The 26,735-nt window shown below is 73.6% G+C and carries 23 protein-coding genes; 14 read left to right on the plus strand and 9 right to left on the minus strand.

The annotated features are described in order from the left end of the window. The first annotated feature begins 14 nt into the window (after positions 1 to 14). The 3 genes from ACX27O_RS15965 (at position 15) to ACX27O_RS15975 (ending at position 4,323) form a co-directional block, all read left to right on the plus strand. Positions 15 to 761 carry an SDR family NAD(P)-dependent oxidoreductase gene (locus tag ACX27O_RS15965; RefSeq protein ID WP_210864783.1) on the plus strand — a complete coding sequence of 249 codons (747 nt, stop codon included), beginning with the start codon at positions 15 to 17 and terminating at the stop codon, positions 759 to 761. 110 nt (positions 762 to 871) lie between these two features. Beyond that, entirely contained in the window at positions 872 to 3,004 is a 2,133-nt protein-coding gene (locus ACX27O_RS15970; protein WP_358124866.1) for a RecQ family ATP-dependent DNA helicase, read from the plus strand. A 338-nt stretch (positions 3,005 to 3,342) separates the two neighbouring features. After that, positions 3,343 to 4,323, plus strand: coding sequence for a hypothetical protein (locus ACX27O_RS15975; RefSeq protein ID WP_458939680.1), 981 nt, complete (start codon positions 3,343 to 3,345; stop codon positions 4,321 to 4,323). Positions 4,324 to 4,374: 51 nt separating this feature from the next. Here the strand turns inward: ACX27O_RS15975 and ACX27O_RS15980 are convergent, their stop codons facing one another. Beyond that, positions 4,375 to 4,791 (minus strand): helix-turn-helix domain-containing protein, encoded by a 417-nt coding sequence (locus ACX27O_RS15980; RefSeq protein WP_030329791.1) that lies wholly within the window; start codon positions 4,789 to 4,791, stop codon positions 4,375 to 4,377. A gap of 245 nt (positions 4,792 to 5,036) precedes the next feature. Between ACX27O_RS15980 and ACX27O_RS15985 the strand changes: the two genes are divergently transcribed. Beyond that, positions 5,037 to 5,480, plus strand: coding sequence for a hypothetical protein (locus tag ACX27O_RS15985; protein ID WP_210864781.1), 444 nt, complete (start codon positions 5,037 to 5,039; stop codon positions 5,478 to 5,480). Positions 5,481 to 5,495: 15 nt separating this feature from the next. Here the strand turns inward: ACX27O_RS15985 and ACX27O_RS15990 are convergent, their stop codons facing one another. Together ACX27O_RS15990 and ACX27O_RS15995 are read right to left on the minus strand one after the other, a co-directional pair. Next, positions 5,496 to 6,656, minus strand: a complete 1,161-nt coding sequence (locus ACX27O_RS15990; RefSeq protein ID WP_210864780.1) for a class I SAM-dependent methyltransferase — start codon at positions 6,654 to 6,656, stop codon at positions 5,496 to 5,498. Between the two features lie 88 nt (positions 6,657 to 6,744). Further along, positions 6,745 to 8,433 carry a DEAD/DEAH box helicase gene (locus tag ACX27O_RS15995; protein ID WP_357635728.1) on the minus strand — a complete coding sequence of 563 codons (1,689 nt, stop codon included), beginning with the start codon at positions 8,431 to 8,433 and terminating at the stop codon, positions 6,745 to 6,747. Between the two features lie 391 nt (positions 8,434 to 8,824). On the opposite strand from ACX27O_RS15995, the gene ACX27O_RS16000 reads away from it, so the two are divergent. Next, positions 8,825 to 9,460, plus strand: a complete 636-nt coding sequence (locus tag ACX27O_RS16000) for a ferritin-like fold-containing protein (protein ID WP_307857744.1) — start codon at positions 8,825 to 8,827, stop codon at positions 9,458 to 9,460. A gap of 101 nt (positions 9,461 to 9,561) precedes the next feature. Here ACX27O_RS16000 and ACX27O_RS16005 read toward each other — a convergent pair whose 3' ends face one another. Beyond that, a complete protein-coding gene (locus tag ACX27O_RS16005) occupies positions 9,562 to 9,789 on the minus strand; it encodes a DUF3107 domain-containing protein (RefSeq protein ID WP_030329796.1) in 228 nt (75 codons plus the stop codon). 64 nt (positions 9,790 to 9,853) lie between these two features. After that, the gene (locus ACX27O_RS16010; RefSeq protein ID WP_030329797.1) at positions 9,854 to 10,492 is read right to left on the minus strand and encodes a TetR/AcrR family transcriptional regulator; all 639 of its coding nucleotides are present in this window, start codon (positions 10,490 to 10,492) and stop codon (positions 9,854 to 9,856) included. Between the two features lie 1,496 nt (positions 10,493 to 11,988). Here ACX27O_RS16010 and ACX27O_RS16015 point away from each other — a divergent pair. The 6 genes from ACX27O_RS16015 (at position 11,989) to ACX27O_RS16040 (ending at position 18,955) form a co-directional block, all read left to right on the plus strand. Continuing rightward, on the plus strand, positions 11,989 to 13,887 hold the full coding sequence (locus ACX27O_RS16015) for a hypothetical protein (RefSeq protein ID WP_425339842.1): 1,899 nt from the start codon (positions 11,989 to 11,991) through the stop codon (positions 13,885 to 13,887). A gap of 23 nt (positions 13,888 to 13,910) precedes the next feature. Continuing rightward, entirely contained in the window at positions 13,911 to 14,885 is a 975-nt protein-coding gene (locus ACX27O_RS16020) for an alpha/beta fold hydrolase (RefSeq protein ID WP_030329799.1), read from the plus strand. Between the two features lie 5 nt (positions 14,886 to 14,890). Beyond that, entirely contained in the window at positions 14,891 to 15,745 is an 855-nt protein-coding gene (locus ACX27O_RS16025; RefSeq protein WP_458939681.1) for a DUF3152 domain-containing protein, read from the plus strand. 101 nt (positions 15,746 to 15,846) lie between these two features. Then, entirely contained in the window at positions 15,847 to 16,668 is an 822-nt protein-coding gene (locus ACX27O_RS16030; protein WP_210864776.1) for a DUF3152 domain-containing protein, read from the plus strand. 123 nt (positions 16,669 to 16,791) lie between these two features. Beyond that, a complete protein-coding gene (gene moeZ, locus ACX27O_RS16035) occupies positions 16,792 to 17,973 on the plus strand; it encodes an adenylyltransferase/sulfurtransferase MoeZ (protein WP_030329802.1) in 1,182 nt (393 codons plus the stop codon). Between the two features lie 94 nt (positions 17,974 to 18,067). Then, on the plus strand, positions 18,068 to 18,955 hold the full coding sequence (locus tag ACX27O_RS16040) for a prenyltransferase/squalene oxidase repeat-containing protein (protein ID WP_358124994.1): 888 nt from the start codon (positions 18,068 to 18,070) through the stop codon (positions 18,953 to 18,955). 12 nt (positions 18,956 to 18,967) lie between these two features. On the opposite strand, the gene ACX27O_RS16045 is transcribed toward ACX27O_RS16040, so the two are convergent. Both ACX27O_RS16045 and proB read right to left on the minus strand, forming a co-directional pair. Next, positions 18,968 to 20,209 (minus strand): glutamate-5-semialdehyde dehydrogenase, encoded by a 1,242-nt coding sequence (locus ACX27O_RS16045; protein WP_458939682.1) that lies wholly within the window; start codon positions 20,207 to 20,209, stop codon positions 18,968 to 18,970. A 33-nt stretch (positions 20,210 to 20,242) separates the two neighbouring features. Next, positions 20,243 to 21,400: a glutamate 5-kinase gene (gene proB / locus ACX27O_RS16050; protein WP_051708244.1), complete on the minus strand. Its 1,158-nt coding sequence runs from the start codon at positions 21,398 to 21,400 to the stop codon at positions 20,243 to 20,245. A 13-nt stretch (positions 21,401 to 21,413) separates the two neighbouring features. Here proB and ACX27O_RS16055 point away from each other — a divergent pair, with 13 nt between their 5' ends. Continuing rightward, on the plus strand, positions 21,414 to 21,728 hold the full coding sequence (locus ACX27O_RS16055; protein WP_030329806.1) for an MGMT family protein: 315 nt from the start codon (positions 21,414 to 21,416) through the stop codon (positions 21,726 to 21,728). An 87-nt stretch (positions 21,729 to 21,815) separates the two neighbouring features. Here ACX27O_RS16055 and ACX27O_RS16060 read toward each other — a convergent pair whose 3' ends face one another. Continuing rightward, positions 21,816 to 23,030, minus strand: coding sequence for an EF-hand domain-containing protein (locus tag ACX27O_RS16060; RefSeq protein WP_458939683.1), 1,215 nt, complete (start codon positions 23,028 to 23,030; stop codon positions 21,816 to 21,818). Further along, complete coding sequence (locus ACX27O_RS16065) at positions 23,023 to 23,586, minus strand: SigE family RNA polymerase sigma factor (RefSeq protein WP_400447954.1); 564 nt, start codon at positions 23,584 to 23,586, stop codon at positions 23,023 to 23,025. Before ACX27O_RS16065 ends, ACX27O_RS16060 begins: the two co-directional genes overlap by 8 nt. A 168-nt stretch (positions 23,587 to 23,754) precedes the next feature. Between ACX27O_RS16065 and ACX27O_RS16070 the strand changes: the two genes are divergently transcribed. Both ACX27O_RS16070 and ACX27O_RS16075 read left to right on the plus strand, forming a co-directional pair. Then, complete coding sequence (locus tag ACX27O_RS16070) at positions 23,755 to 25,170, plus strand: MFS transporter (protein WP_458939684.1); 1,416 nt, start codon at positions 23,755 to 23,757, stop codon at positions 25,168 to 25,170. Then, on the plus strand, positions 25,167 to 26,660 hold the full coding sequence (locus ACX27O_RS16075; RefSeq protein ID WP_458939685.1) for a pyridoxal phosphate-dependent decarboxylase family protein: 1,494 nt from the start codon (positions 25,167 to 25,169) through the stop codon (positions 26,658 to 26,660). Before ACX27O_RS16070 ends, ACX27O_RS16075 begins: the two co-directional genes overlap by 4 nt. Positions 26,661 to 26,735 lie beyond the last annotated feature (75 nt).

Genomic DNA, 26,735 nt, shown 5'->3' on the forward strand with positions numbered 1-26,735 from the left:
GGGAGGTAGGGGAGATGGACTCGCGGGTTGCGGTTGTCAGCGGGGGCGGGACCGGGATCGGGGCGGCGGTGGCGGGGGCACTCGCCCGGGATGGGTACGACGTGCTGATCGTCGGGCGGCGGGCCGACGTGTTGGCGGATGCCGCTGCGCGGATCGCCGCCGAATGCGGTCGGCCGGACGCCGTCACCACCGTGACCGCGGACCTGACCGACCCGGAGCAGCTGGACCGGGTCCTGGCGGCGGTCGACGGTCGGCCGGTCGACGTGGTGGTCAACAACGCTGGCGGCTACCTGAGCGGGGACACCGACACGCTGGCCGGGACGGCCGCGTACTGGCGGGCCAACCTGGACGCCAACGTGCTCACCGCGGTGCTGCTGACCGAGGCGCTGCGCCCGGCTCTGCGTCGACCCGGCGGGCGGGTGATCCTCGTCAGCTCGATCTCCGCGCAGCGGGGCGGCGGTGGGCCGTACTCGGCGGCGAAGGCGGCCCTGCACGGCTGGGCGTACGACCTGGCGGCGCAGCTCGGTCCGGAGCAGATCACCGTCAACGTGGTCAGCCCCGGCTACGTCGCCGAGACCGAGTTCTTCGGTGACCGGATGACCGCCGAGGGGCACGCGAAGCGGGTGGCGGCGACCCTGGTCGGGCGGGCCGGGCTGCCGGACGACATCGCCGAAGCGGTCCGCTATCTCGCCAGCCCGGCGGCCGGTTTCGTCACGGGTCAGGTCCTGGGCGTGAACGGCGGCTCGGTCCTCGGCCGCTGACCGGGCCCATCCCCTGTTGATCAAGAGAAATGCGTCAGGATCCAGCCCGGGAATGACGCAAACCTCTTGATCAACAGGGTGATGACGGACGGCGCTGGTAGAAATGCCGGGTGGAGACAGCAGAGCGGGCAGGCGTACGGGAGCGGGCCGAGGCGGTGCTGCGCCGGCTGGCCGGTGACCACGCCCGGCTGCGCGAGGATCAGTGGCGCGCCATCGAGGCACTGGTCGTCGACCGGCGACGGGTGCTGTGCGTCCAGCGGACCGGCTGGGGCAAGTCCGCTGTCTACTTCGTGGCCACCGCCCTGCTCCGGGACCACGAGCACGGCGACCAGGCCGGGCCGACAGTCATCGTCTCGCCGCTGCTGGCCCTGATGCGCAACCAGGTCGAGGCGGCCGCCCGGGCCGGCATCCGGGCCCGCACGATCAACTCGGCCAACCTCGACGAGTGGGACGAGATCACCGCCGAGATCCAGACCGGCGCGGTGGACGTGCTGCTGATCAGCCCGGAACGGCTCAACAACCCGGACTTCCGCGACGGCGTCCTGCCGAAGTTGGCCGCCACCACCGGCCTGCTGGTGGTCGACGAGGCACACTGCGTCTCCGACTGGGGGCACGACTTCCGGCCCGACTACCGGCGGCTGCGGACGTTCCTCGCCGAGCTGCCCGACCGCACCCCCGTGCTGGCGACCACCGCCACCGCCAACGCCCGGGTCACCCAGGACGTGGCCGAGCAGTTGGGTGACGCCCTCATCCTGCGCGGCACGCTCGACCGCGAGTCGCTGCGCCTCGGGGTGCTCGACCTGCCCAGCCCCGCACACCGGCTGGCCTGGCTCGCCGACCACCTGGACCAGCTCCCCGGCTCGGGCATCATCTACACGCTGACAGTGGCGGCAGCGGGGGAGACCGCCGAGTTCCTGCGCTCCCGGGGCTACCCGGTCGCCTCCTACAGCGGGCAGTCCGACGACGCCGACCGGCGTGCCGCCGAACAGGACCTGCTCGACAACAAGATCAAGGCGTTGGTGGCGACCAGCGCCCTCGGCATGGGCTTCGACAAGCCCGACCTGGGCTTCGTCGTCCACCTCGGCGCACCACCCTCGCCCATCGCGTACTACCAGCAGGTCGGCCGCGCCGGCCGCGCCGTCGAGCACGCCGAGGTGCTGCTGCTGCCCGGCGTCGAGGACGCCGCCATCTGGCGCTACTTCGCCTCGCTGGCGTTCCCACCGGAGCAGCAGGTCCGCGCCGTGCTGGCCGCCCTGCACACCGACCGTCCGCTCTCCACCCAGGCCCTCGAACCCCTCGTCGACCTGCGCCGGGCCCGGCTGGAGCTGATGCTCAAGGTGCTCGACGTGGACGGCGCGGTCCGCCGGGTGCGCGGTGGGTGGCTCGCCACCGGCGAGCCGTGGGTCTACGACGAGGCCCGGTTGCGCCGTGTCGCCGAGGCGCGCACCGTCGAGCAACAGGCCATGCGGGAGTACGCGACCACGTCCGACTGCCGGATGCGGTATCTACGGGAACGCCTGGACGACACCGGGGCGGCCGACTGCGGCCGGTGCGACAGGTGCGCCGACCCCCTCTTCACCGCCGACGTGTCGACGGCCGCGCTCGCCGCCGCGCAGACCTTCCTGGGCCGCCCCGGTGTGGAGATCGCCCCGAAGAAGCTCTGGCCGACCGGGCTCGACGCGGTCGGCGTACCCCTCAAGGGCCGGATCGCCCCGGCCGAGCAGGCGCTGCCAGGCCGGGCCGTCGGGCGCCTCTCCGACCTGGGCTGGGGTGGTCGGCTGCGTGACCTCGTCGGCCCGGACGCACCTGACACACCGGTGCCCGACGACGTCGCCGGTGCGGTGGTGGAGGTGCTGAAGGCGTGGGCGCACGGCGACGACCCGTGGCCCCGCCGGCCGGTGGCGGTGGTAGCCGTCGGCTCCCGACGGCGGCCCCGGCTGCTCGGCTCGCTCGCCGACCGGATCGCCACCGTGGGCCGGCTGCCGCTGCTCGGCGAGGTCACCACGGCCGGCCCCGGCGGCCCGGCCGGGCCGCGCGGCAACAGCGCCCAACGGGTACGCGCGCTGCACGACACCTTCACCGTGCCGACCGACCTGGCCGACGCGCTGGCCGGGCTGGACGGCCCGGTGCTGCTCGTCGACGACCTGATCGACTCGGGCTGGACGATGACGCTGGTGGCCCGTGCGCTGCGCCGGGCCGGCGCGACCGACGTGCTCCCGCTCGCCCTCGCCGTGGCCGGCTGACCCCGCTGCCGCTGCCGCTGCCGCTGCCGCTGCCGCTGTTGCCGGCGCCGGCGCCGTCGCTGTCGCTGTCGTCGTCGTTGCTGTCGTCGTCGTCGTCGCCGGTGACGGTGACGATGACGGCAGGCGGTGCCGTGGCGTTGATGGCGCAGCTTCGCTCGGTCGGGCGGCGGAAAGTTCCCGGGCACCGGTGAATGCGACAGTCGCCACGCCGTCCGGGCGTCGGCCTGGCCCTGCCGCCGGCGGCGGTAACGTGGGCAGCATGACCGACCAGCAGCCCGTCACCTGCGGCGTCGACGCCGTCATTGACGTGACCGCCGGCCACCCGCTGGGCGCTGGCGGTGCCTGAGCAGCTCTCCGCGGTGCCGGTCCCGGACCCGGTGTCTGCGGCTCCGGTCATCGACGAGGTTCCCGCCGGGCCGGACCGGAGCACTCTCCGGCTGGCGCTGGTGGTTGGCGGGCTGGTGCTCGCGGTGCTGCTCGGCTTCGGCCTCGGCCGGCTCAACGCCACCGGCACCACCACCGGCAGCCCGTCGCTGGCGGCCGAGCACACCGATCCGCCGGGTGTCGCGCCGCACAACCACGGCTCCGCCACGGGCGCCGATCAGGGCGCGCCCACCGAGGCGGGCGGTCTGGCGGTCAGCTCGGCCGGGCTCACCCTGGCCCCCCTGGGCACCGAGTTCGCGGCGGGCCGCGCCGGTCAGCTGCGCTTCCAGGTGCGCGACGCGCAACGCCGGCCGGTCACCCGGTTCGCCATCGTGCACGACAAGCCGATGCACCTCATCGTCGTCCGGCGGGACCTGACCGGTTACCAGCACCTGCACCCGACAATGGCGGCGGACGGCACCTGGTTGGTGCCGTTGACCCTCCCCCAGCCCGGGGTCTGGCGGGCGTACGCCGACTTCACGGTGGTTGCCGACGACGGCGCGCAGACCGCTGTGACCCTCGGCACGGACCTGGTCGCGCCCGGCGACTACCGACCCCGTCCACTGCCGGGGCCGGCCACCTCGACGACGGTGGACGGCTTCACAGTGGGCTTCCAGGGCACCCCGCAGCCCGGGACGACAGTGCCGCTGACCTTCCGGGTCGACGGTGCCGGTGGTGCCGCCGAGCTGCAGCGGTACCTCGGGGCGTACGGGCACCTGGTGGCGTTGCGCGAGGGCGATCTCGGCTACCTGCACGTGCACCCGGAGACCGAACTGGTGGACGGTCAGATCAAGTTCTGGCTGACCATTCCCGGCCCGGGCCGCTACCGCCTCTACCTCGACTTCCAGGTGAACGCCAAAGTTCAAACCGCCGAATTCACCCTCACCACCCCCTAATCCCACCCATCCCCGCCCCACCGCCCTCCGAAGGGGGAGGGGAGGGTGGGGTTAGCCGGCTCGGCGGATGGGGCGGCGGGCCAGGTAGCGGAGCAGGTCGCGGATGTGGTGCTTCTCCTCGGCGGGGACCGTGGGGTCGGCCAGCCGGTCGAGGATGGCCCGGACGTCGGCCTCGACCGGGCCGTCGTCGTGGCGTCGGCGGGGTGCGGGGCCGGCGTCGGGCAGCCCGAGCGCGCGGAACGCGGCGGCGACCGGCAGATCCAGGGCGGCGCAGAAACCGCGCACCTTGGCCAACTCGGGATAGTCCTGCCAGTCACCGGCCAGCCAGCGGAACACTGTGGAGCGTCCCACGCCCGTGTGCGAGGCAAGATCAGTCACGGTCCAGCCACGTTCGTCACGAGCGTCATCGATGGCGCGCCGGACGAAGCGGGCGAAGGCCATCTGCGGTGATACCTCGGCTGATCCCATCCCTGTGTGTCTTCCCCTCCCGCCGGAGCACCGGGACGATGCGCCTTTCGAGGGTAGTACGCCCACAGCCGGAAACAATTGACTGACCGCACAAACTGTCCCGTGGATGAGACTTTTCTCTGCATGCGTGTGTGCAGAACGAAAATTGCATCCAGCGATCATCATCGTTCTCGTTTAGGCTCGGTCCCCGTCCCGACATGGGTCTTTGCCTGCCGCGTCCGACCGGACCACCGCCGAGGAGCACCATGGCCGAACCGAGTCGCCCCCAGCCGTACCAGCCTGGTGCGGTGAGCCTCTTCTTCGTCGCCAAGGCCGGCGTCTTCGCGGCCGCGTTCTGGATCTGGTTGCTGGTCCTGGTGCTCCGCACCGACTCCGCTACCGGACTGCAGGTGCTGGCCGCCACCGGCACCATCACCACCACGCTGGTCGCGGTAGTGCTCGGTGCCCGGATGGCGTTGCAACACAACGCCGCCGTCCGGCACGCCGAGGTGAAGAAGCTGCTGGTGGACATCTCCTGGAACGCCTTCGCGGCAGCCGGCAACGCCGAGGCCGGCGGGGGCAGGGTCGTACCATTCCCGATCGCGCCGGGCGACGGGGAGCGGAGCGCCCGTCGGCCCGGCGCCGACCGGGTGTCGGTCCACGACCGTGGTGCCGGCGAGCGTGACGGTGGCCGGGACCGTCGGCGTTAGCGAGCCGGGCCGGCGTTAGGAGCCGGACGCCTCGTCGGCGGCCAGCAGGGTCTCCAGTCGGGGGACGACCTGCCACTGGTCCACCAGCTCGCGGTACTCCGCGCGCTGCGCCCCGGTCGCCCCGGCACCGGTACGGCGCGCGCGGATCAGCAGGTTGCGGGGCGTGTGCTGCGAGTCCACGAACTCCACCACCTCGGTCCGGTATCCGTGCAGCCGCAGCAGCCCGGCGCGCAGGGCGTCGGTGAGCACGTCGGCGAACCGCTCGCGCAGGATGCCCTGCCGGGTCAGCAGCTCGTACGGGGCCGGGGCGGGGTGGGCGCGCAGCTGCTTCGCCAGATCGTGGTGGCAGCACGGCGCGGCCAGCACCCAACGGGCCTCCCAGCGCACCGCGCGGGCCAACGCCTCGTCGGTGGCGGTGTCACAGGCGTGCAGTGCCAGCACCAGGTCGGGGGCGGGGTCGACGACGGCGTCGGCGATCGTCCCGGCCACGAAGCTGACCTGGTCGGCCCAGCCGAGCCGCTGCGCCAACTCGGTGTTGCGCCGCCGCTGGTCCTCGCGGACGTCCACGCCGACCAGTTGGACGCCGAGCCCTCGACTCGTCAGGTAGCGGTACGCGGCGAACGTCAGGTAGGCGTTGCCGCAGCCCAGATCGACCACCCGTAGCGGACCGGTCAGGTCGTCGGGCAGGGTCGCGGCCAGGGCCCGCAGGAACGCGTCCACCTGACGGCGCTTGGCCGCCGAGCCGCCGATCTCGGCGAAGATGGGATCACCGGGGTCGAGCAGGTACTCCTTCGTCCGGTCGTTTCCGGTCGGCGTCGCCGCCGGGCGGGACGTCGCGGCCCGGTGCACCTGCGCCTCGCCGGACTTGGTCACCCGCAGCTGGAGCGTCGCGTCGGCCGTCTCGACGTGCCAGTTGCCGAACGGCTCGGCCAGCAGTTCGTCGACCGCCGCGGCGGCCTCCGGACCGGAGGCGATGTTGCGGGTGTACGGGCGAGCGCCGTCGGACGTGGTGATCTGGATCCGGGGCCCGGCCTTCAGCGTCACCGGCCGCAGTTCGGCCCGCTCGACGGTGGGGCGACGTCCGCGGCGGCGACCGGCGGCGACCGCCCGGGTCAGCGCGGGGTCGAGCAGCAGCGCCCGAACCTCGGTCAGGGCGGCGTCCAGTGGTTGCGGCATCGTTCCATCTTCAGCAGGCGGGGTGGGAGACGGGAACATCCCCCACGCCGCGCGAGGCGGTGCGGGGGATGTCAGGTGTGGCTGGTGGTCAGTCGGCGGTCGCCTCGGCCGGCGTACCCGCACCGGAACCGCCACCACGGCGGCGTCGGCGGCGGCGCGGCTTCGACGGTTCACCGTCGGACGCGGTGGTCGGCTCGGCGGGGCCGGAGTCGGCGGAGATCACCGCGGTGGTCTCGCCCGCGACCACCTCGCCGGCGCGGCGGCGACGCCGGCGGCGGGGGGTACGGGTGCCTTCCTCGGCGGCGTCGACAGCGGGTGCGTCGGCGGCGGCCGGCGTGCCGGCGTCGGGGCGGTCGCGGCGACCATCGCCCCGACCACGACGTTCGCCGCGACCCTCGCCACGGCTCTCACCGCGTCGGGAGCCTCGGCCGCCGCTGTCGCCCCGGCGGGAGCGGGTCGTCCCACCCAGGTCCTCTTCGATCTCGGCGGACAGCCCGGCCCGGGTGCGCTCGGCCGTGGGCAGCGTGCCGCTGACCTCGGTGGAGATGTGCAGGTCGGTGTAGAGGTGCGGCGACGTGTGGTACGTCTCCGGCGGCTCGGGCATCTCCAGACCGAGGGTCTTGTCGATGATCCGCCAGCGCGGCATGTCGTCCCAGTCGACGAAGGTCACCGCGACACCCGTCGCGCCGGCCCGGCCGGTACGACCGATCCGGTGGGTGTAGGTGTCCTGGTCTTCCGGGCAGTCGTAGTTGATGACGTGGGTGACGCCGGTGACGTCCAACCCGCGGGCCGCCACGTCGGTGGCGACCAGGATGTCGATCTTGCCGGCCCGGAAGGCCCGCAGGGCCCGCTCGCGGGCACCCTGGCCGAGATCACCGTGGACCGCGGCGACCGCGAACCCACGGAAGTCGAGGTCCTCGGCGACCCGGTCGGCGGCCCGCTTGGTACGGGTGAAGATCATGGTCAACCCACGCCCCTCCGCCTGGAGGATGCGCGCCACCACCTCGACCTTGTTCATCGAGTGGGTGCGGTAGACCAGCTGCTGGGTCTGCGGCGACGGGCCGGTCTCGGCGGTGTGCCCGGCGTGGATCGTCATCGGCTGGCGCAGGAAACGCCGCGACAGGGTGACGATCGGGTCCGGCATGGTGGCCGAGAAGAGCATCGTCTGCCGGTCTTCCGGAAGCATCGCCAGGATCTTCTCGACGTCGTCGAGGAAGCCCAGGTCGAGCATCCGGTCGGCCTCGTCGAGGACGAGCGCGCGCACCCGGTCGAGCCGCAGGTGCTTCTGCTTCTGCAGGTCCATCAGTCGCCCGGGGGTGCCGACCAGGATCTCGACACCCTTGCGCAGCGCGTCGATCTGCGGCTCGTACGCCACGCCGCCGTAGATCGGCAGCACCCGGACGCCGCGCGTCCGGCCAGCGGCGGCCAGGTCCTTGGCAACCTGGATGCCCAGCTCACGGGTGGGGACGACGACCAGCGCCTGCGGGACGCCGTCGCTGCCCTCGCTCGGGGCGAAGACCCGGTCGAGCAGCGGAACGCCGAAGCCGAGGGTCTTGCCGGTGCCGGTGGGTGCCTGCCCGATCAGGTCGACGCCGCGCAGCGCGATCGGGATCGCGTACTCCTGGATGGCGAAGGCGCGGGTGATGCCGGCCGAGGCCAGCGCCTCGACGGTCTCGGCGCGGGCGCCGAGTGCGGCGAATGTGGGGGCCTCCGGTCGGACCGGGGCGGTGGGGGCCAGTTCCTGGCCGTCCAGCAAATCTTGAGTCAGGTCGCTCATGTGGATGTGGGGGTGCCCTCTCGTGGGTGCGCCCGTCCTGTCCTCAGGGCGCGTTCGGTATGACGCGGGCCACACGGTCGGCGGCAGATTGCCGAGCTGGACCGGGCCGCACGCGCGCCGCAGGCTGAGCTTCGATCAGATCGGCGCCCACGGCAACTGCTCCATGTTACCTGAACAGGCATGCCTGCGTCCCGATTCCCGGGCGGCCATCCGCCACGCGGGGCAAGTAAATGTGACCTGCATCACGGCTTGCCTGACCTGGTTCGCCCCGCCCCGCAGAGTCGGGTGGGAGTCGTATCAGGTGCGAAGTTGGCGAAAACGGTTACGACGCGCACCGCGGCTTCATGATCGATCGGGCCGGCGCGGGCGCGCGCCCGGTAGCCTGCCGCTCGTGTCCGCCTTTGCCGTCGTCGATCTTCTGGGTCTCGTCGCCTTCGGCGAGCTGCTGGCCTTCGAGCGGATGGCCGGCGACGCCCGCCTCGCTCCCGACCTGCGCCGCCGGGCCGCGCTGAACGAGATGGCCGCGGCCGAGATCGCCAACTACCGACGCCTCGCCGACCGGCTCACCGAACTGGGCGTACCGCCGGAGGACGCGATGGCACCCTATGTCGAGCCGGTGCAGGCGTACCACGACTCGACCGAGCCGCGGGACTGGGCGGAAGTGGTCACCAAGGCGTACGTCGGTGACGCGATCACCGACGACTTCGTCCGCGAGATCGCCGACGCGCTGGCGGAACCGGACCGGGCGTTGGTGCTGGACGTCCTGCACGACTTGCGGTACGCGGACTTTGCCGCGGCGGAGATCAGGTTGGCCGTCGCCGACGACCCCCGGGTGGCCGGTCGGCTCTCGATGTGGGCCCGACGGCTGGTCGGAGAGGCGTTGTCCCAGGCCGGCCGGGTCGCCGCCGAGCGGGCCACGCTCACCGCGCTGATCGCACGGGACGGCCGGGTCGACGTGCCGGGGCTGTTCGGCAGGCTCACCGCCGCGCACACCGCACGGATGACCGCCGCCGGGTTGAACAACTGACCGGTCGACCGCTCGGCGCACGCCTGAGCGTCGGCTGGTCGGGTCGGTGCCGGCCTGCGGCAGGTGGGCCGGACGCCGACCTGCCGCGATGGCCGGACCGGTCAGCGGACGGTGAACCCGACCGCCCGGGGCGACGCCTCGGCGATCTCGACGTAGGCGACCTTCTCGACGGGAACGATGACCCGCCGGCCCTTCTCGTCGGTCAGGGAGAGCGTGCCGCCGTTGCCGGCGAAGGCGTCGGTCACGATCTGCTCGATCTCGGCCGGCGACTGCGCGCTGTCCAGAACCAGCTCGCGCGGCGCGTACTGCACGCCGATCTTGACCTCCACTGTGCCTCCTCAACTGGGGCGAAAGAACCGCCCTGCGAAGGCTATCCGATCACGGGGTCGACGGTCAGGCTGACTCACCTTGCAGCGGGAAGCTCGCGATGCCCCGCCACGACAGCGCGGCCACCAACGCCTCGGCCTCGGCCTTCGGCACCTGCCGCCCGCCGGCCAGCCAGAACTGCGCGGCCGTCTCCGCGGCCCCGACCAGCCCGGAGGCGAGCAACTCGGCGTGTGCCCGGCTCACCCCGGTGTCGGAGATGATCGTGTCGGTGATCGCCGCGATGCAGCCCTGCTCGACCCGCTCCACCCGCTGCCGCACCGCCGGGTCGTTACGCAGATCCGACTCGAAGACGAGCCGGAACGCCTCACTCTCGTGGTCGACGAAGTCGAAGTACGCCCGCACGGACGCGCTGACCCGCTCCTTGTTGTCGCTGGTGCCGCGCATCGCTTCCTGCACCTGAGCGACGATGGCGTCACAGTGCGTGTCGAGCAGCGCCAGGTAGAGATCCATCTTTCCGGGAAAGTGTTGGTAGAGCACCGGCTTCGAGACCCCGGCCCGCTCGGCGATGTCGTCCATCGCGGCGGCGTGGTAGCCCTGCGCGACGAACACCTCCTGCGCCGCAGCGAGAAGCTGCTTACGACGCGCGGAGCGGGGCAGGCGGGTGGGCCGGCCAGCGGTCTGTGCACCGTTCCCCGCAGCGGTCATGGGATCCTCCGAGTTCTCCGTACGAGCCGGCATTTTCCCCCCAGACCGGGCGAGGCCCGTGACCTCCGTTGTGGAAATGGCCCGCCGCTGTAACTTATCGCCACTCTCGGCACACGGTAGCCTCAGCGGGGGCGACCAAGGAGCGCGCGGTGAGTGAAACAGGGCAACCCGGAGCCGCCACCCCGGGAGAGCACGGTGACGGAGCGGGTCAGCACGACGACCCGAGCCGTTCCGTCAGCGGGTGGGCGCCACCGGCGGGAGGATGGCCCCGGGCCGCCGACCGTGAGGACGCCCGGGATGAGGCGCCGCGCTGGCAGCCCGACCCCGCGTCGGGCTGGCGGGCCGCCTCGGCACGACACGGTGATCTGCCATCGCCGCTGGTCGGACGACCGGACGACCCGGAGCCGCCGGCCCGCGCCAACGGCCACCGCGTCAACGGCGTGCACCCCCCGGACGACGTCAACGGCGTCCACCTCTCCGGTCTCGAACCGCCAGCGGGACGCCCCACGCCGGTGAGCGCCCCGCCCGGGCTGCCCGCCGAGGGTCGCCCCGGGGCGGCCAGCGACCGGCTCGTGGTGCCCGCCCAGCGTCCCGCGCCGTCGGCGGAGCAGGGTGTCGCCGAGCCCGACACCGGTCCCGCCCCGCACCCCACCGTCGATCCGGCCGCCGCGCACCGGGCCCGTTGGGCCGAACCCGGCTTGCCCACCTCGGCCCCACCTGCCGTCCAGGTGCCGCCCGTCGGCACCGCCGCGTCGGGTTTCGAGGTGCCGCCCGGCTTCCACGCTCCGACCGTCGAGCGGCTGGCCGCCGACGACAGCCCGACCGCGCCACGCGACTGGCGGGACCCGGTCGCACCGGACCACGCGGCGAGTTCGGGACGCACCCCGGGCCCGGCCGGGCAGGCCGACGACGGCGAGCCCGGTCGCGCTGCCGAGGCTGCCCGGCCGGCCGACCCGCACCGTCCCGGGGACGCGCACCGGGCCGGGGAGTCGTCGGCCATCGAGCCCGACTGGTCGGGGCCGAGCTGGAACCGTCCGAGTTGGGGTGGGGGATGGGCCCCGCCCTGGTCCCGCCAGGACGACGAGTCGGTTGGCCCGGCAGCCCGGGACGAGTCGGCGCCGGGTTGGGTCGCCGAGCCCAACCAGCCGTACGAGCCGGTGCGCGCCGAGGTGCCCCGTCCGTACGAGCCGGTGCGCGCCGATCCAGGCCGTGGCTACGAACCCGGCCGGGGCGAGTCCGAGTCCGCGCCGGAGCCCCCCGCCGAACCGACGAGCGCGCCACCCGCCGACCGGCCGTCCTGGGCTGGCGGCGGTGCGACGCCGACCAGCGGTCCGCCCGCCGACCGGCCGTCCTGGGCGGCGTCCGGGGCGACCGGCAGACCTCGGGCCGACCCTCCGTCCTGGGCGGGTGGGGGCGACCCCGACCCCACCAGCGCGCCGCCCGCACGGCCCTCCTGGGCCGGAGGTTCCGATCCGACGCCACCCGGTGCGCCGCCGGTGCGGCCGTCCTGGGCGGGCGGGTCCGAGGCGGCGACCAGCGTGCCTCCGGTACGACCGTCCTGGGCCGGCGGGTCCCCACCGCCCACGACCAGCGCGCCGTCGACGCGGCCGTCCTGGGCCGGCGGCTCCGATCCGGCACCGGCCAGCTCGCCGCCCACGCGGCCCTCCTGGGCCGCCAGCCCGTCACCAGCCGACCCGTCAGTCGACGCGCCGGCCGCTGCACCGGCCGGCCCGCCGCCGGCACCGGCCGGGCCACCTCCCGCGCTGGCCGACGCGCCACCGGCCCCGGCCGGCCCGTCGCTGGTGGCGGAGCGCCCGTCCTGGACCGGCGGTTCGCCCGCCGCGAGCAGCTCCCGAACCGAGCGGCCGGACTGGTCCGAGGGCCGGCTCCCCGCGACCCCTGTCGAACGCCCGTCCTGGCCGGCCAGTCGATCGGCCAGCACCGGTGCGGGCGACGGCGGTGAGCCGCCCGCCCGGTCCCGGCCCGAGACCCGGCCGACCGCCCCGTTCCGGCTCCGGCCGGCGACACCCGAGCCCGGTCCCTCGTCCGTCGAGTCGCCCCAGCCGGCCGCGCCCGCCAGCGACCTGCCCTCGAAAGACGTCACACCGCCCGCCGCCGAAAAGGGTTCCGGCCGCACCGGTCAGCCCGCACCGTCGCCCGTCTCTCCGTACGCGGCGCGACGATCCGCCCCGGACCCGACGTCGCCGGCCGACGACGGCCGGCAGTCGGCCCCGAGCGCGGTGGTGCTGCCGCAGCGCGTCCCCGCGGAACCGGACGTGCCCGTCGTGCCGGAGCCGCCAGCCGTGGAGCCCCCCGCCGAAACCCCGGAACTCGCCCGCATCGCCACCCACCTGCGTCGGGACGACGAGCCAGCCCCGCTGCGGGAGCGCCCCGAGGGGTTCGATGTCAACGCCATCCTGGACGCCGTCCGGGAGGTGGCAGGTGTCCGCGACGCGGCCCTGCGCCGTACCCCGGCCGGGGCGCACAGCTTGCGACTGGACCTGGCCGACGGCGCCGACCCGGCCGAGGTGAGCCGGCAGGTGGCCCGGCTTCTCCAGGAGCGGATGGGGTTGGCCGCGGCCCCGCAGAACGTGCCCGGCCTGCCCAGCACGCCGCCTCCGCCGGTGCGCCGCCGCGCTGCCGAACCCCGACCGGCTGAGCGGCGTACCCCGGAAACGCAGAACGCTGCCGCGCGTGATCCCGGCGAGGTTCGGGCGGCCACGTCGCCGACGGCCGCCCGCCCGACCGGCGGTCGGTCCGAGGCCGCGCCGGCTGGCCCTGAACAGCGGACCAGCACGGACCCGACGCGTCGGCGGCGGTCGAACGCTCCGCACCGGGGCCGGGCCACGGTGGAGGAACCCGGATCGGTCTCCGCCGCGCCGGCCGGCGCCGCGACCGGTAGCCCGGCGACGCTCGGCACGTCGTACTCCGGTGGTCAGGTGACCACGACGGAGTCCGCGCCGTCCCGGCCGCTGGAGACCGGCGGCGTCCCGGGGCCCCGGGTGGTGATCGACCACGTGCAGGTCAGCACCTTCGGCCTGGACGCGAACGTCGAGGTCCGGCTGCTGGCCGGGGCCGACAGCGCCTCCGGGTACGCCACCGGGCCGGCGGTGGACGGCTACGTGCTGCGGCTCTGCGCGGTGGCGGCGGCCGCCGCCGTGGACGAGTTGTTGCGCGGCGCGGACAACGCCGAGCGGGGGCGCTGCTTCGTCGAACACGCGGCGGTGGTGCCGTTCGGCAACTGCGAGGTGGCCACCGTGGTGGCGTTGCTGGTCTGTGAGGGCTGGGTCGAGCAGCTCGCCGGGTCGGCCCTGGTCGCCGGTGATCCCCGTCAGGCGGTGGTCCGGGCGACGTTGGCGGCGGTCAACCGTCGGCTGGAGGCGCTGCTGTCCTGAGTGGTCCGGGGCAGACTGGAGCAATGAGACGCGCCACCCTCTGGCCGGACCACCTGCTCCCCGACGACCGCGTCCCGCCGCCGTGGCCGGGCCGGGAAGTCCGGCTCGACGGCCGGGTCACGTACGTGCGGGACACCCCGGCCACCGCCGCTGGCGCGCAGCCGGCGCTGTACGTGCACGGGCTGGGCGGGTCGTCGCAGAACTGGACGGACCTGGCCGGGCTGCTCGCCGACCGACTGGACGGTCAGGCCATCGACCTGCCCGGCTTCGGCCGGAGCGAGCCGGGTCCGCGGTACACGATTCCGGCCTTCGCCGATCTGGTGGTCCGCTGGATCGAGCACTCCGGTCGCGGTCCGGTGCACCTGTTCGGCAACTCGCTGGGCGGCGCGGTCGCGGTCCAGGTCGCCGGGCTCCGGCCGGACCTGGTCCGCACCCTCACATTGATCTCCCCGGCGCTGCCGTTCCTGGACTTCCGGCGCTCGTTGCAGGGGCGGATGCTGCCGGTGCTCGCCATTCCGCGTGGTGAGCGGCTGGTCGCCCGGCACCTCACCCAGCTCGCGCCGGAGGTGATGGCCCAGCAGGTGCTGGAGGCGTGCGTCGCCGACCTGAGCCGGATCTGCGATCAGCGTCGGGCCGAGGCGCTGGAGGAGATCCGGGTGCGGTACGAGGCCGAGCACTACGCCGCCGCGTACGTCCGGACGTTCCGTGGGCTGGTCGCCAGCTTCCTGCGCGCGTACCTGCCGGGGCCGGGGTCGCTGTGGCGCCTCGCCGCGGCGGTACGCGCACCGACCCTGGTGGTGGGCGGCCGGCAGGACCGCCTTGTCGACGTGCGGGTGGCGCCGCAGACCGCCCGTGTCATTCCGGACAGCCGATTGATGATGCTCCACGGTGTCGGCCATGTGGCGCAGTTGGAGGTTCCCCGGCTGGTTGCCCGCGCGGTGGTCGGCCTGCTCGCCGAAACGGAGGACGCGGTGGGGCGCTCTGATCTGGCAGGCTGACCCGGATGCCCAGCTCAGCCCGCCACCCTGTGCGCCGTCGACGTCGTTTCGCGTTGCTCGCCCAACTGGTGGCGGTGGCGGTGGCCGTCGGTGCGGCGGTGACGGTGGTCGCCGAAGGGCGGGGCGGGCAACCCGGTGGTGAACGGCTGGCCGCGGAGGAGGTGGGTACGCCTGCCCCGCTGGTGGCCGGGCCGCTGCCGCCGTCGGCCGACCCGTCGCCCGCCGACGTGGTTTCGCCCAGTCCGTCGCCGGTGTTGCGGGTGCCCGGGCCGGTTCCGAGCGCCGGTACGGGCAGGTTCGGCTATGACGCGCGCTCCGGCCCGGTGCTGGGTCGGGCGGGTGAGGTGCGGCGGTACCGGGTCGCTGTGGAGTCGGGCAGCGCCGAGGACGCCGCCGAGTTCGCCGATGCGGTCCAGGTGGCACTGGCCGGGCCGGGCAGTTGGGTCGAGAGCGGCAGGTTGCGGCTTCAGCAGGTTCCCGGGGCTGCGTCTCGTGACTTCACCGTCTACCTGGCGACCGCCCGGACCGCGGGGCGGATGTGCGCACAGGGTGGGGTGGACATCCGGATCAACGGCCGGCCGTACACGTCCTGTCGGGCACCGGGCAAGGTGATCATCAACCTGGATCGGTGGCGGTTGTCGGTGCCGCACTTCGTCTCGGCCGGTGTGCCGCTGGCGGTCTACCGCACGTACGTGGTCAACCACGAGGTGGGCCACCAGCTCGGGCATCGGCACGAGCGGTGCCCCGGTGCGGGTCGGGCGGCGCCGGTGATGATGCAGCAGACGCTCTTCCTCAACGGGTGCCGGGCCAACCCGTGGCCGTATCTCAACGGGCGTCGGCACGCCGGCCCGGCGCTCTGAGGCGATCGGTCCGACTCGCCAATATCAGTCTCGATCGGGCATCTTGCGGCAATAGCGATAAAAACGGTTAAACGCCCGAATAATCTGGCAGGCTCGACGGTATGACGCCGTCGTCCCCTTACGGCCCGGCCCGGCCGCCCGATCACCGGTCGGCGCGGCGGGATGCGCGTCCCACGTTCGTTCGGATGCGCCGACGGCGTCGCCGCAGCATGCTGCTCGGCCTGCTCGTGCTCGCCGCGGCCATCGGCGTGACGGTGAGCCGGGGCGGCGAGCCGGCAGTCGAGCCGCCGGCCGCCACCCAGGGCGGAATGGGTCACGGCGGTGGGGTGGCCGCGCACCCGGCGCCCACCAGCTACCCGTCGGTCGGAGCGGGACGCTTCACCGCCGCCGACGGCGAGACCCCCGTGCACGGCACTGACGGTCCGCTGCGCCGCTACCGGGTCGTCGTCGAACGCGACGCCGGCCAGGACCCCGACGTCTTCGCCGCAACTGTCGACGAGGTGCTGGCCGACCCGCGCAGTTGGATCGCCTCCGACGAGCTGCGGGTGCAACGGGTGGCCGACCCGGAGGACGCCGACTTCACCATCTACCTGGCCACCCCGGTCACCTCCGAGCGGATGTGCGCGGAGGGCGGGTTGACCACCGAGCGCTACACCTCCTGTCGCCTGCCCGGTCAGGTCATCATCAACCTGGCCCGTTGGATGGAGGCAGTCCCCGACTACGGCGCCTCCCTGGACACCTACCGGACCTACGTCATCAACCACGAGGTGGGTCACGAGTTCGGCGAGGACCACGAGGCGTGCCCCGGCCCGGGGGAGCCCGCTCCGGTGATGCAACAGCAGACGTACGGCCTGGAAGGCTGCGTCGCCAACGCCTGGCCCTACCTCGACGGCCGTCGCTACGCGGGGGACATCGTCCCCTGATCGACGGGCTCGTCGGTTATTCCCGCTCCCGCATAGCGGACCACGTGTCGTCAGTCATGGCCGAGCGGGGCTCCCGCGAGCAACAATGGCGCGGTTCACACCGCCGATCCCGGGGAGTCCACCGTGTCGTTGCCCCCGCTCGTCGAGCCCGCCGCCGAGCTGACCGTAGACGAGATCCGCCGCTACTCACGTCACTTGATCATCCCGGATGTCGGGGTGACCGGGCAGAAGCGGCTGAAGAACGCCAGGGTGCTCTGTGTCGGCGCCGGTGGCCTCGGGTCGCCCGCCCTGTTGTACCTCGCCGCGGCCGGGGTCGGCACGCTCGGCATCATCGACTTCGACACCGTCGACGAGTCCAACCTCCAGCGCCAGGTCATCCACGGGGTGTCCGACATCGGCCGGTCCAAGGCCGAGTCCGCCGCCGCGTCGATCCGCGAGATCAACCCCCTGGTCAACGTGGAGATCCACAACACCGCGCTGGACCGGGAGAACGTCCGCGAGATCTTCGCCCAGTACGACCTGATCGTGGACGGCACCGACAACTTCGCCACCCGCTACATGGTGAACGACGCGGCGGTGCTGCTCGGCAAGCCGTACGTCTGGGGCTCGATCTACCGCTTCGACGGCCAGGCGTCGGTGTTCTGGGCCGAGCACGGCCCCTGCTACCGCTGCCTCTACCCGGAGCCGCCGCCGCCCGGCATGGTCCCCTCCTGCGCCGAGGGCGGCGTGCTGGGGGTGCTCTGCGCGTCGATCGGCTCGATCCAGGTGAACGAGGCGATCAAGCTGCTCACCGGCATCGGTGAGCCGCTGGTCGGCCGCCTGATGGTCTACGACGCCCTGGAGATGGAATACCGCAAGATCAAGGTTCGTAAGGACCCGAACTGCGTGCTCTGCGGCGAGAACCCCACCGTCACCGACCTGCTGGAAGACTACGAGGACTTCTGCGGCGCGGTCTCCGAGGAGGCCCAGGAGGCGACGCTCGACGCGACCATCACCGCGCTGGAGCTCAAGGAGTGGCAGGACGCCGGCAAGGACATCTTCCTCGTCGACGTGCGTGAGCCGGCCGAGTACGAGATCGTCCGGATCCCCGGCGCCACCCTGATCCCCAAGGGCGAGATCCTCTCCGGTGAGGCCCTCGCGAAGCTGCCGCAGGACCGGCAGATCGTGCTGCACTGCAAGTCCGGCGTCCGCTCGGCGGAGGCACTCGCCGCGCTCAAGGCGGCCGGGTTCAAGGACGCCGTGCACGTGCAGGGTGGCGTGCTCTCCTGGATCAAGCAGATCGACCCGTCGCTGCCCGCGTACTGACGATCGGTCCGGGGCGGCCCGTCCGGCCGCCCCGGCAAATCGACGCAGATGACGCCGGGCGGCCGTCCGGCCGGAGCGACGCAGCCATCCCGGGCTGGCCGATTCCCTGAGGCGGCATCGCGTCTGCGCAGGTAGCGTCTCCGCCGTGGTCGACTTGGAAGCCGCGATCGGGTTCGTCGTGGCGCATGGGGATGCGGTGGAACGCGCCCGCCTCTCCTGGCTCCGCAACGGCACCCCCGTACCCGCCGAGTTGCTGGAGACCGCCGAGGTCGGCCAGTCACCGGACGGCGGTTGGCCGGCCACCTGGGGCGGCGGGACCGCCTCGATCGACGCCACCTGCTTCCGGCTCGCCGAGCTCGACGACCTGGGTGCCCTTGGTCGCCCTGCCGCTCGCCGGGCACTGGACTGGCTGGCGTCGCGACAGCAGGCCGACGGCAGTTGGGACGAGGACGTGTCGCTGGCCGACTCGGCCCCGGAGTGGGCCCGGCCCGGCGATCCGGAGGCCGGGTTCCTCCAGTCGGCCAACGCCGGTTTCTGGCTCACCGTCGCCGGCCTCGACGCGCGCGCGTCGGGCCCGCTCGACCACCGCGTCGGTGGGGCGTACGCCGGAGTGGTGCAGGCGGCGGCCCACTCGCTCGCCGCACGGCTGCGCCCGGACGGCAGCTGGCCGTCGTTCCTCGCCGCCGGCTGGCTGAGCGCGGCGGTGCTGCACCGGCAGGAGATGTTCCAGGAGTCGGCGCGGATCCAGGTGGTGCTCGCCGAGCGGATGCCGAAGATGTCCCCGGGGGAGGTGGCGTGGCTGGCGGCCACGCTGCGCCGCGCCGGCGTGGACCCACAGGACTGGACCATGGTGCGGGCGTTACGCCGGCTGACCGAGACCCAGCGCAGCGACGGCGGCTGGGAGAGCGACGACGGCCACCAGTTCGACGTGCACACCACGCTGGCCGCCATCCGGGCGGCCCGCCCCGCGCCGCCCGGCTAGCAGCGGCTGCCGTTAGCGCAGGTGCCCGTCGCCGGTGACGACGTACTTGGTGCTGGTCAGCTCGGGCAGGCCCATCGGGCCGCGCGCGTGCAGCTTCTGGGTGGAGATGCCGATCTCCGCGCCGAAGCCGAACTCGCCTCCGTCGGTGAACCGGGTCGACGCGTTCACCATCACCGCCGCCGCGTCCACCCGGGCGACGAAGTCGCGGGCCGCGCTCGCCGAGTCGGTGAGGATCGCCTCGGTGTGCCCGGTGCCGAAGCGGCGGATGTGCGCGACCGCCGCGTCCAGCGAGTCGACCACCGCCACGGAGATGTCGGCGGACAGGTATTCGGTGGCGAAGTCCTCGTCGGTCGCCGGGACCACGGCGGCGGAGTACGCGGCCACCTCGGGGGAGCCGTGCACTGTCACCCCCGCCTCGGCGAACGCGGCCAGCACCGGGGGCAGGAACGCGTCGGCGATGCCCGCGTGCACCAGCAGCGACTCGGCCGTGTTGCAGGTGGAGAGGCGCTGCGTCTTGGCGTTCAGCGTCACCGCGACGGCCTTCGCCACGTCGGTGGCGGCATCGACGTAGACGTGGCAGTTGCCCACCCCGGTTTCGATCACCGGCACCGTCGACTCCTCGACCACGGTGCGGATCAGCGACGCGCCACCGCGCGGAATGAGCACGTCGACGAGGCCCCGGGCGCGCATCAGCTCCTTTACCGAATCACGGGAGCTGGCGTCGAGCAGCTGCACCGCGTCGGCGGGCAGGCCGGCCCCGGCGACCGCGTCGCGCAGCACCGCGACCAGCGCGGCGTTCGAGTGTGCGGCGGACGACGACCCGCGCAGCAGCGCCGCGTTGCCGGACTTGAGGCAGATCCCGGCGGCGTCCACCGTCACGTTCGGTCGTGCCTCGTAGATGATGCCGACCACCCCGAAGGGCACCCGGATCTGGCGCAACTCCAGGCCGTTGGGCAGGGTGGACCCGCGGACCACCTCGCCCACCGGGTCGGGCAACGCGGCCATCTCGCGCAGCGCGTCGGCGATGCCGGCCACCCGACCCGCGTCGAGCGCGAGCCGGTCCAGCACGGCCGCGCTCAGCCCGGCCTCGCGGCCGGCCGCCAGGTCCGTCTCGTTCGCGGTCAGGATCTCCGGGGTACGCGCCACCAGCGCGTCGGCCATCGCCACCAGCGCCGCGTCCTTGACCGTACGCGTGGCCACGGCCAGCGTCTCCGCCGCCAACCGGGCCCGTCGCGCCTGCTCAACCACGCTCATGCCAGCACTCCTCGTGAAGGTGGGAAGGTCTGCTCACAGCAGCACCAGGTCGTCGCGGTGGACGACCTCTCGTTCGTACGCCGGGCCGAGCGCCGCGGCGAGTTCGGACGTGGAGCGGCCGAGCAGCCCGGGCAACTCCACGGCGTCGTAGTTGACCAGCCCGCGGGCGACCGACGCGCCGGCGGTGTCCACCAGGTCCACCGGGTCGCCGGCCGTGAACGTGCCGTCCACGGCGGTGATGCCGGCCGGCAGCAGCGACTTGCGCCGCCCGACGACGGCGGCGACAGCGCCGGGGTCGAGGTGCAGCCGCCCCCGGGGCGAGGTGGCGTGGGCCAGCCAGAACAGCCGGGCCGTCGGGCGCCGCTGCTGCGGGTGGAAGAGCGTGCCGACCGGTTCGCCGGCCAGCGCCGGTGCGGCCAGGTCGGCGGCGGTGAGCACCACCGGGATGCCGAAGCCGGTGGCGATCCTGGCCGCCTCGACCTTGGTCACCATGCCGCCGGTGCCGACGCCGGACCGGCCGGCCCCGCCGATGGTGATGTCGGCCAGGTCCGTGTCGTCGCGCACCTCGGCGATCCGGGTCGAGTCGGGTTTGGTGGGGTCGCCGGTCCAGAGCGCGTCCACGTCGGAGAGGAGCACCAGCAGGTCGGCGTGGACCAGCGCGGCCACCAGGGCGGCCAGCCGGTCGTTGTCGCCGAAGCGGATCTCCTGGGTGGCCACCGTGTCGTTCTCGTTGACGATCGGCACCGCCCGCAGGTCGAGCAGCTTGCGCAGCGTCCGGTACGCGTTGCGGTAGTGCGCTCGCCGGGTCACGTCGTCGACGGTGAGCAGCACCTGCCCGACGGTGCGGCCGTGCCGGGCGAAGCTGGCCGCGTACCGACCGATCAGCAACCCCTGCCCGACGCTGGCGGCGGCCTGCTGGGTGGCCAGGTCGCGCGGGCGTCGGGACAGCCCGAGCGGGGCGAGCCCGGCGGCGATGGCGCCGGAGGACACCAGCACCACCTCGCGCCCTTCGGCGGTGAGCCGACCGAGGGTGTCGACCAGCGTGTCGACGCGCTCGTCGGCCAACCCGCCGGTCGCGGTGGTCAACGAGGAGGATCCGATCTTGACAACGACCCGCCGGGCCGTCGTGACTGCGTCGCGCACCCGACCATTCTGCGTGGTCACGGACGCGCCGCCCGGCGGCGTTCCCATATGGTGGCGGATTGTGACTCCTGACGAGTACGTCGAGGCGGTGCTCGACCTGGTCGAGCGGATCCCGGAGGGCCGGGTCATGTCCTACGGCGGGGTGGCCGACGCGCTCTCCGAACGCTCGGGGCGTGCCTCCGCCCGGTTGGTCGGCAACATCATGGCCCGGCACGGCGGCTCGGTGCCCTGGCACCGGGTGGTGACAGCGAGTGGTCGACTGCCGCCGGGGCACGAGCGGGAGGCGCGGGCCCGACTGCGCGCGGAGGGGGTGCCGCTGCGGGGCGAGGGGGTGGACGTCGCGGCGGCGGCCTGGTCGCCGGAGGAGGAGTTGTGATCATCTGCGGGGGTGACCGGTGACGGCTGGGGCCTGCCACACCGACGGTGCCCCGCCCCGGGCGGGGACGGGGCACGGTGCTGGCGTTCAGAGTGGCAGTGGGGACCGCACCTCGTTGTCGTTGCGTTTCAGGTCGGGCCACTGGCGGTCCGCGGCGTCGCAGTGGACGACGAGGAACCTGCGGACGATCGCGTCGGGCGCCGGCTGGCCGGGCACCAGAAGCACGAACGTGTAGCGGCGCGACTCACCGGCCGGCACCCCGGGGAGCAGGCACGACGGTTGATCGGCCGACGGCTTGGGGTTCGGGTCGCAGCGGGACCAGTCCCCGCCGGCCCGTTCGCCGCCCTCAAGGGAGTGGAACGCGACCTGGGCCGCGTCGACCGGCCCGGCGTTGGTGACGGTGAAGACCAGGGTGAGTCGGCGTCGACTGTCCGCTCCCGCACCGTCTTCGAGCTGGTGGGTCATGGTCACCCGTAGATCGGTGAGCCGGGGGTCCCTGCCGAACGTCGTGGGGCCGTTCGTCTGGCTGAACCGCTGCCCGTTCCACCGGTACGTCCGTACCTGATCGCGCCGCAGGTACTCGGGGGTGCCGCAGCACGGCACGATGTCGGCCACCCGCACCTCGACCGACCCGGCCGGGGTGGTCTCCATGCCGAGAATGTCGTCGAACCCGTCACCGGTCCGGACCACCCGGCCCACCGTCACGATCCGACCGTCCCGGTCCCGGTCGAAGGCCACCACCTGCTTGGCCGACGCCTCGCCGTACCGGCAGGCGACGATGGCGACGGTTTCGTCCGCCCCGTCACCATCGAGGTCACCGTGCTCGAACGCGTCGTCGGTCAGCGTCGACACGTAGGTCTTCGTCGTGTCGGTCCGCAGCCGCACGTTCGAGGTGGCGCAGCCGCCCGCCGCGAGGTCCGACGGCCAGCTCGGCAGGTCGATCCGGGCCGCGAGCAGCTGGGCCCGGCTGATCCGCCCGTCCGGGCCGGCCGGGGCTTCGGCGCTCGGCGTCGCCAAGCCGGTCGGCGGTGGCGTCGGCGGTGCCGAGGTCGACGGGGTGGTGGTGGGTTGGACCGATTCCGCCGGCACCGGCGTGTTCTGGGCGTCGCGCAGTGCGGCGTTGGCGACGACGGGGGCTACCACCAGGACGACCGCCGCCGCGGCCACCGCCGCCGCCGTCATCCGTCGGCGTCGGCGCAGGACGTGCCGGGCCTGGTCGGGGCCGGGGCCGGTGACGTGGGTGACCACGTCGTTGCGGTACGCGGTGAACCGCTCGCGCAGTCGCGGGTCGAGGTCAGACATCGCACACCCCCTCGGTGTTCTCGTCGAGCAGCCCGGCCAGGGCGGTCCGGCCACGGTGCAACCAGGACTTCACGGTGCCCTCGGCCACCCCTTCCTGGGCGGCGATCTGGCTGACCGGGAGGTCGGCCAGGTAGTGCAGGATGACCGCTCGGCGGTGGTTGGCGGGCAGCTGCGCCAGCGCCGTGTCGATCGCCACCCGGTCGGGGTTCGGGCCGGCCACCTCCGCCTCGGCGCGGCGCTGCCGCAGCAGGTGGTTGCGGGCGGTACGCAGGCGTCGCCATCGGCTGCGGGCCAGGTTCCAGGCGACCTGCCGGACCCAGGCCACCGGGTCGTCGTACCGGACCAGGCGGTCCCAGCGGGCCAGCGCTCGGCAGAACGCCTCCTGGGCCAGGTCCTGCGCGTGCCCCAGATCCCCGGTGTACGCACTGAGTTGCGCGGTCACGCTGCCGAAGTGTGCGTGGTAGAAGTCGTCGAAGGTGATCGTCGCCGCGACCGCCGCACCGGCTGTCCAGGCCGCCGGTGGCTCATTGGCCCGGGCTCCCATCGTTGCTGCCACTGTCCCTCCCCGTCACCGCCGGGCTGGTCCGCCCTGGGCACCGGTAACACTCCGAAACAGTGACGGCGGTTGCGGGCCCGTGCTGCCGCCAACCTGACTGTTCGGCTGTGCGCACCAGGGCCGGCAGGTTGGTCAGGCCTCGAAATAACGTGAGTAACATTCAGCCCCATGAAAACGCCGCCGGGCGCCGGCTCGTCAGCCACCGGCTCGCTGCCCCGCTCGGTGCACGCCGGCTACGCGCTCGGTTCACTGGCCACCGGCGCGTTCGGCACCGTGCCCGGTCTGTTGCTGCTGCCGTACCTGACCGACACCCTGGGCGTGGCCGCCGGGCTGGCCGCCCTGCTGGTGTTGCTGCCCAAGGCCTGGGACGTGCTGGTCAACCCGGTCGCCGGGCGGATCTCCGACCGCACCCGGTCGCGGTGGGGCGCCCGCCGCCCGTACCTGCTCGTCGCCGGCCTCGCGCTCGCCGTCCTGTTCGCGTCGATCTTCGCCGCGCCCTTCGGTAACGGCTCGGCCGCCGCGGCGTACGTGGCGTTCGCTTTCCTCGCCACCGCCACCGCGTTCGCCTTCTTCCAGGTGCCGTACGTGGCGATGCCGGCGGAGCTGACCGACGACTACGCCGAGCGCACCCGGTTGATGACCTGGCGGATCGCGGTGCTGGCACTGGCCATCCTGGTCTCCGGCGCGGTCGCGCCGCTGGTGGTGGGCGCCGGCGGCGACGGCGTCGCCGGGCACCGCTGGATGGGCCTGTTCGTGGCGGCGCTGATCGCCCTCGGCGCCCTCGGCGCGTTCCTGGGCACCCGGTCCGCACCCACCGGCACGGTGGGGGAGAGCGAGCCGACCCTGCGCGCCCAACTCGCCGTGGCTGGTGCCAACCGCCCGTTCCGGGCGCTGCTGATCTGCTTCGTGGTGCAGTCCGCCGGGGTGGCGACGATCCTGGCCGGGGTCAACTACTTCGCCGGGCAGATCCTGCGCGACGACAAGAGCGGGCCGACCCTGCTGTTCGTCTGTTTCGTCGGGCCGGCGCTGCTGGTGATGCCGATCTGGACCCGGGTCGGTGCCCGGCTGGGCAAACGGACCGCGCTGGTCGTCGCCTCGCTGATCCTCGCCGTCGGCGCGTTCACACTGGTCGCCGCGCCGCTGCTGCCGCCGGTCGCCGTCTATCTGGTGGTCGCGCTGATCGGCGTGGGGTACGCCGGCCAGCAGGTCTTCGCGCTGGCGATGTTGCCGGACTGCATCGCCCACGAGACGGCGCGCACCGGTCGACGACAGGCGGGCGTCTTCACCGGGCTGTGGACCGCCGGGGAGACCTTCGGCCTGGCGCTCGGCCCCGGCATCTACGGACTGGTGCTGCAACTGTCCGGCTACGTGTCCTCCGACACCGGCTCGGCGGCCGCCCAGTCCGACACGGCGAGGCTGGGCGTCCTGCTCGGCTTCACGCTGATCCCGGCCCTGCTGATCGCCCCGCCGGTCCTCCTGCTCCGCCAGTACACCCTCACCGCCCACAGCGACCTGGTCGGTCATGGAGTTGGGCTGGGCGACAAGGCCGTTGACCGTCACCAGAAGGGCACCATGACTCCATGATCGACGAGAACAGGGTTGAGGCCGGGGCGCTCTCCGCCACCGGGGTACCCGCCGAGGTCGCGCTCGCCGAGGTCCGGCAACTGCGCGGCGCCGACCGGCCCACCCACGGGGGACGGCTCTTCGCGTACGTCTACGACCCGGCGGTACCGGGGTTGGACGAACTGGCCGCCGCCGCCCACCGGGAGAGCGCCCACGTCAACGGGTTGGACCCGACCGCGTTCCCATCCCTGCTGGCGATGGAGAACGCGCTGGTCGCCGCCGCCGGCCGGGTGCTGGGCGCTGGCCCGGGCAGCACCGCCCCCGACGTCGTCGGCAGCGTCACCAGCGGCGGCACCGAGTCGCTGATCCTCGCCGTCAAGACCGCCCGCGACGCCCACCCGGAGATCGCCGAACCCCGGATCGTGGTGCCGTCGAGCGCACACGCGGCCTTCGCCAAGGCGGCGCACTACCTGCGGGTGGCGCTGGACGTCGTGCCGGTCTCCCCGCAGACGCTGCGTCCCGACCCGGCCGCGATGGCCGCCGCCATCCGCCCGGAGACGGTGCTGGTCGCCTGCTCCGCGCCGTCGTACGCGCACGGGGTGATCGACCCGGTCGCGCAGATCGCTGCCGCCGCCGCCGACGCCGGGGTGCGCTGCCACGTGGATGCCTGCTTCGGAGGTTGGACCCTGCCGTACCTGCGTCGCCTCGGGGAGCCGGTGCCGCCGTTCGACTTCGCGGTGCCCGGGGTCACCTCCATCTCGGTCGACCTGCACAAGTACGCGTACGCGCCGAAGGGGGTGTCGGTGCTGCTGCACCGGGACGCCGCGCTGCGCGCCCCGCAGTACTTCGCGTACGCCGACTGGCCCGGCTACACGATGATCAACCCGGTGATCGCGTCCACCCGCTCGGGCGGCCCGATCGCCGCCGCGTACGCCACGGTGCGGCACCTCGGCGACGACGGCTACCTGCGGCTGGCCGGCGTCACCCGGGACGCGGTCGCCGGGCTGGCCGACGCGGTCCGCGCCGTCGACGGGTTGCGGCTGATGGCCGAACCGGAGTCGACAGTGGTCTGCTTCACCGCCACCGAAGACGGCCCCGACCTGTTCGTGCTGGTCGACGAGCTGACCGCGCGGGGCTGGCACACCCAACCCCAGCTGTCGTACGCCGGTCTGCCCGCCAGCGTGCACCTCACGGTGACCGCGGCGGTCGCGCCCCGGGTGGCCGAGTTCGGGCCGGACCTGACCGAGGCGGTGGCCGCCGCCCAGGCGGCCGGCCCGGTCGCACTCCCGCCCGAACTGACGGCGCTGGCGACGTCACTGACCCCGGACGCGCTCACCCCGGAGCTGGTCGCGGGTCTCGCCGCCGGGCTGGGCATGGGCGGCGACACCGACGGTGCGCCGCTGCCCGAGCGGATGGCGGTGGTGAACACGCTGCTCGACGCCGCGCCCCCGGCGCTGCGCGAGCGGCTGTTGGTGGAGTTCGTCGGGCTGCTGCAACGCCCCACCTGGTGACCGGAGCGCCGGCCGCCACGTACGCCCCCGTGACGTACGTGGCGGCCGGCGACCGGCGCCTCCCGCGCGATGGAG

Source organism: Micromonospora sp. SD19, assembly GCF_054462275.1.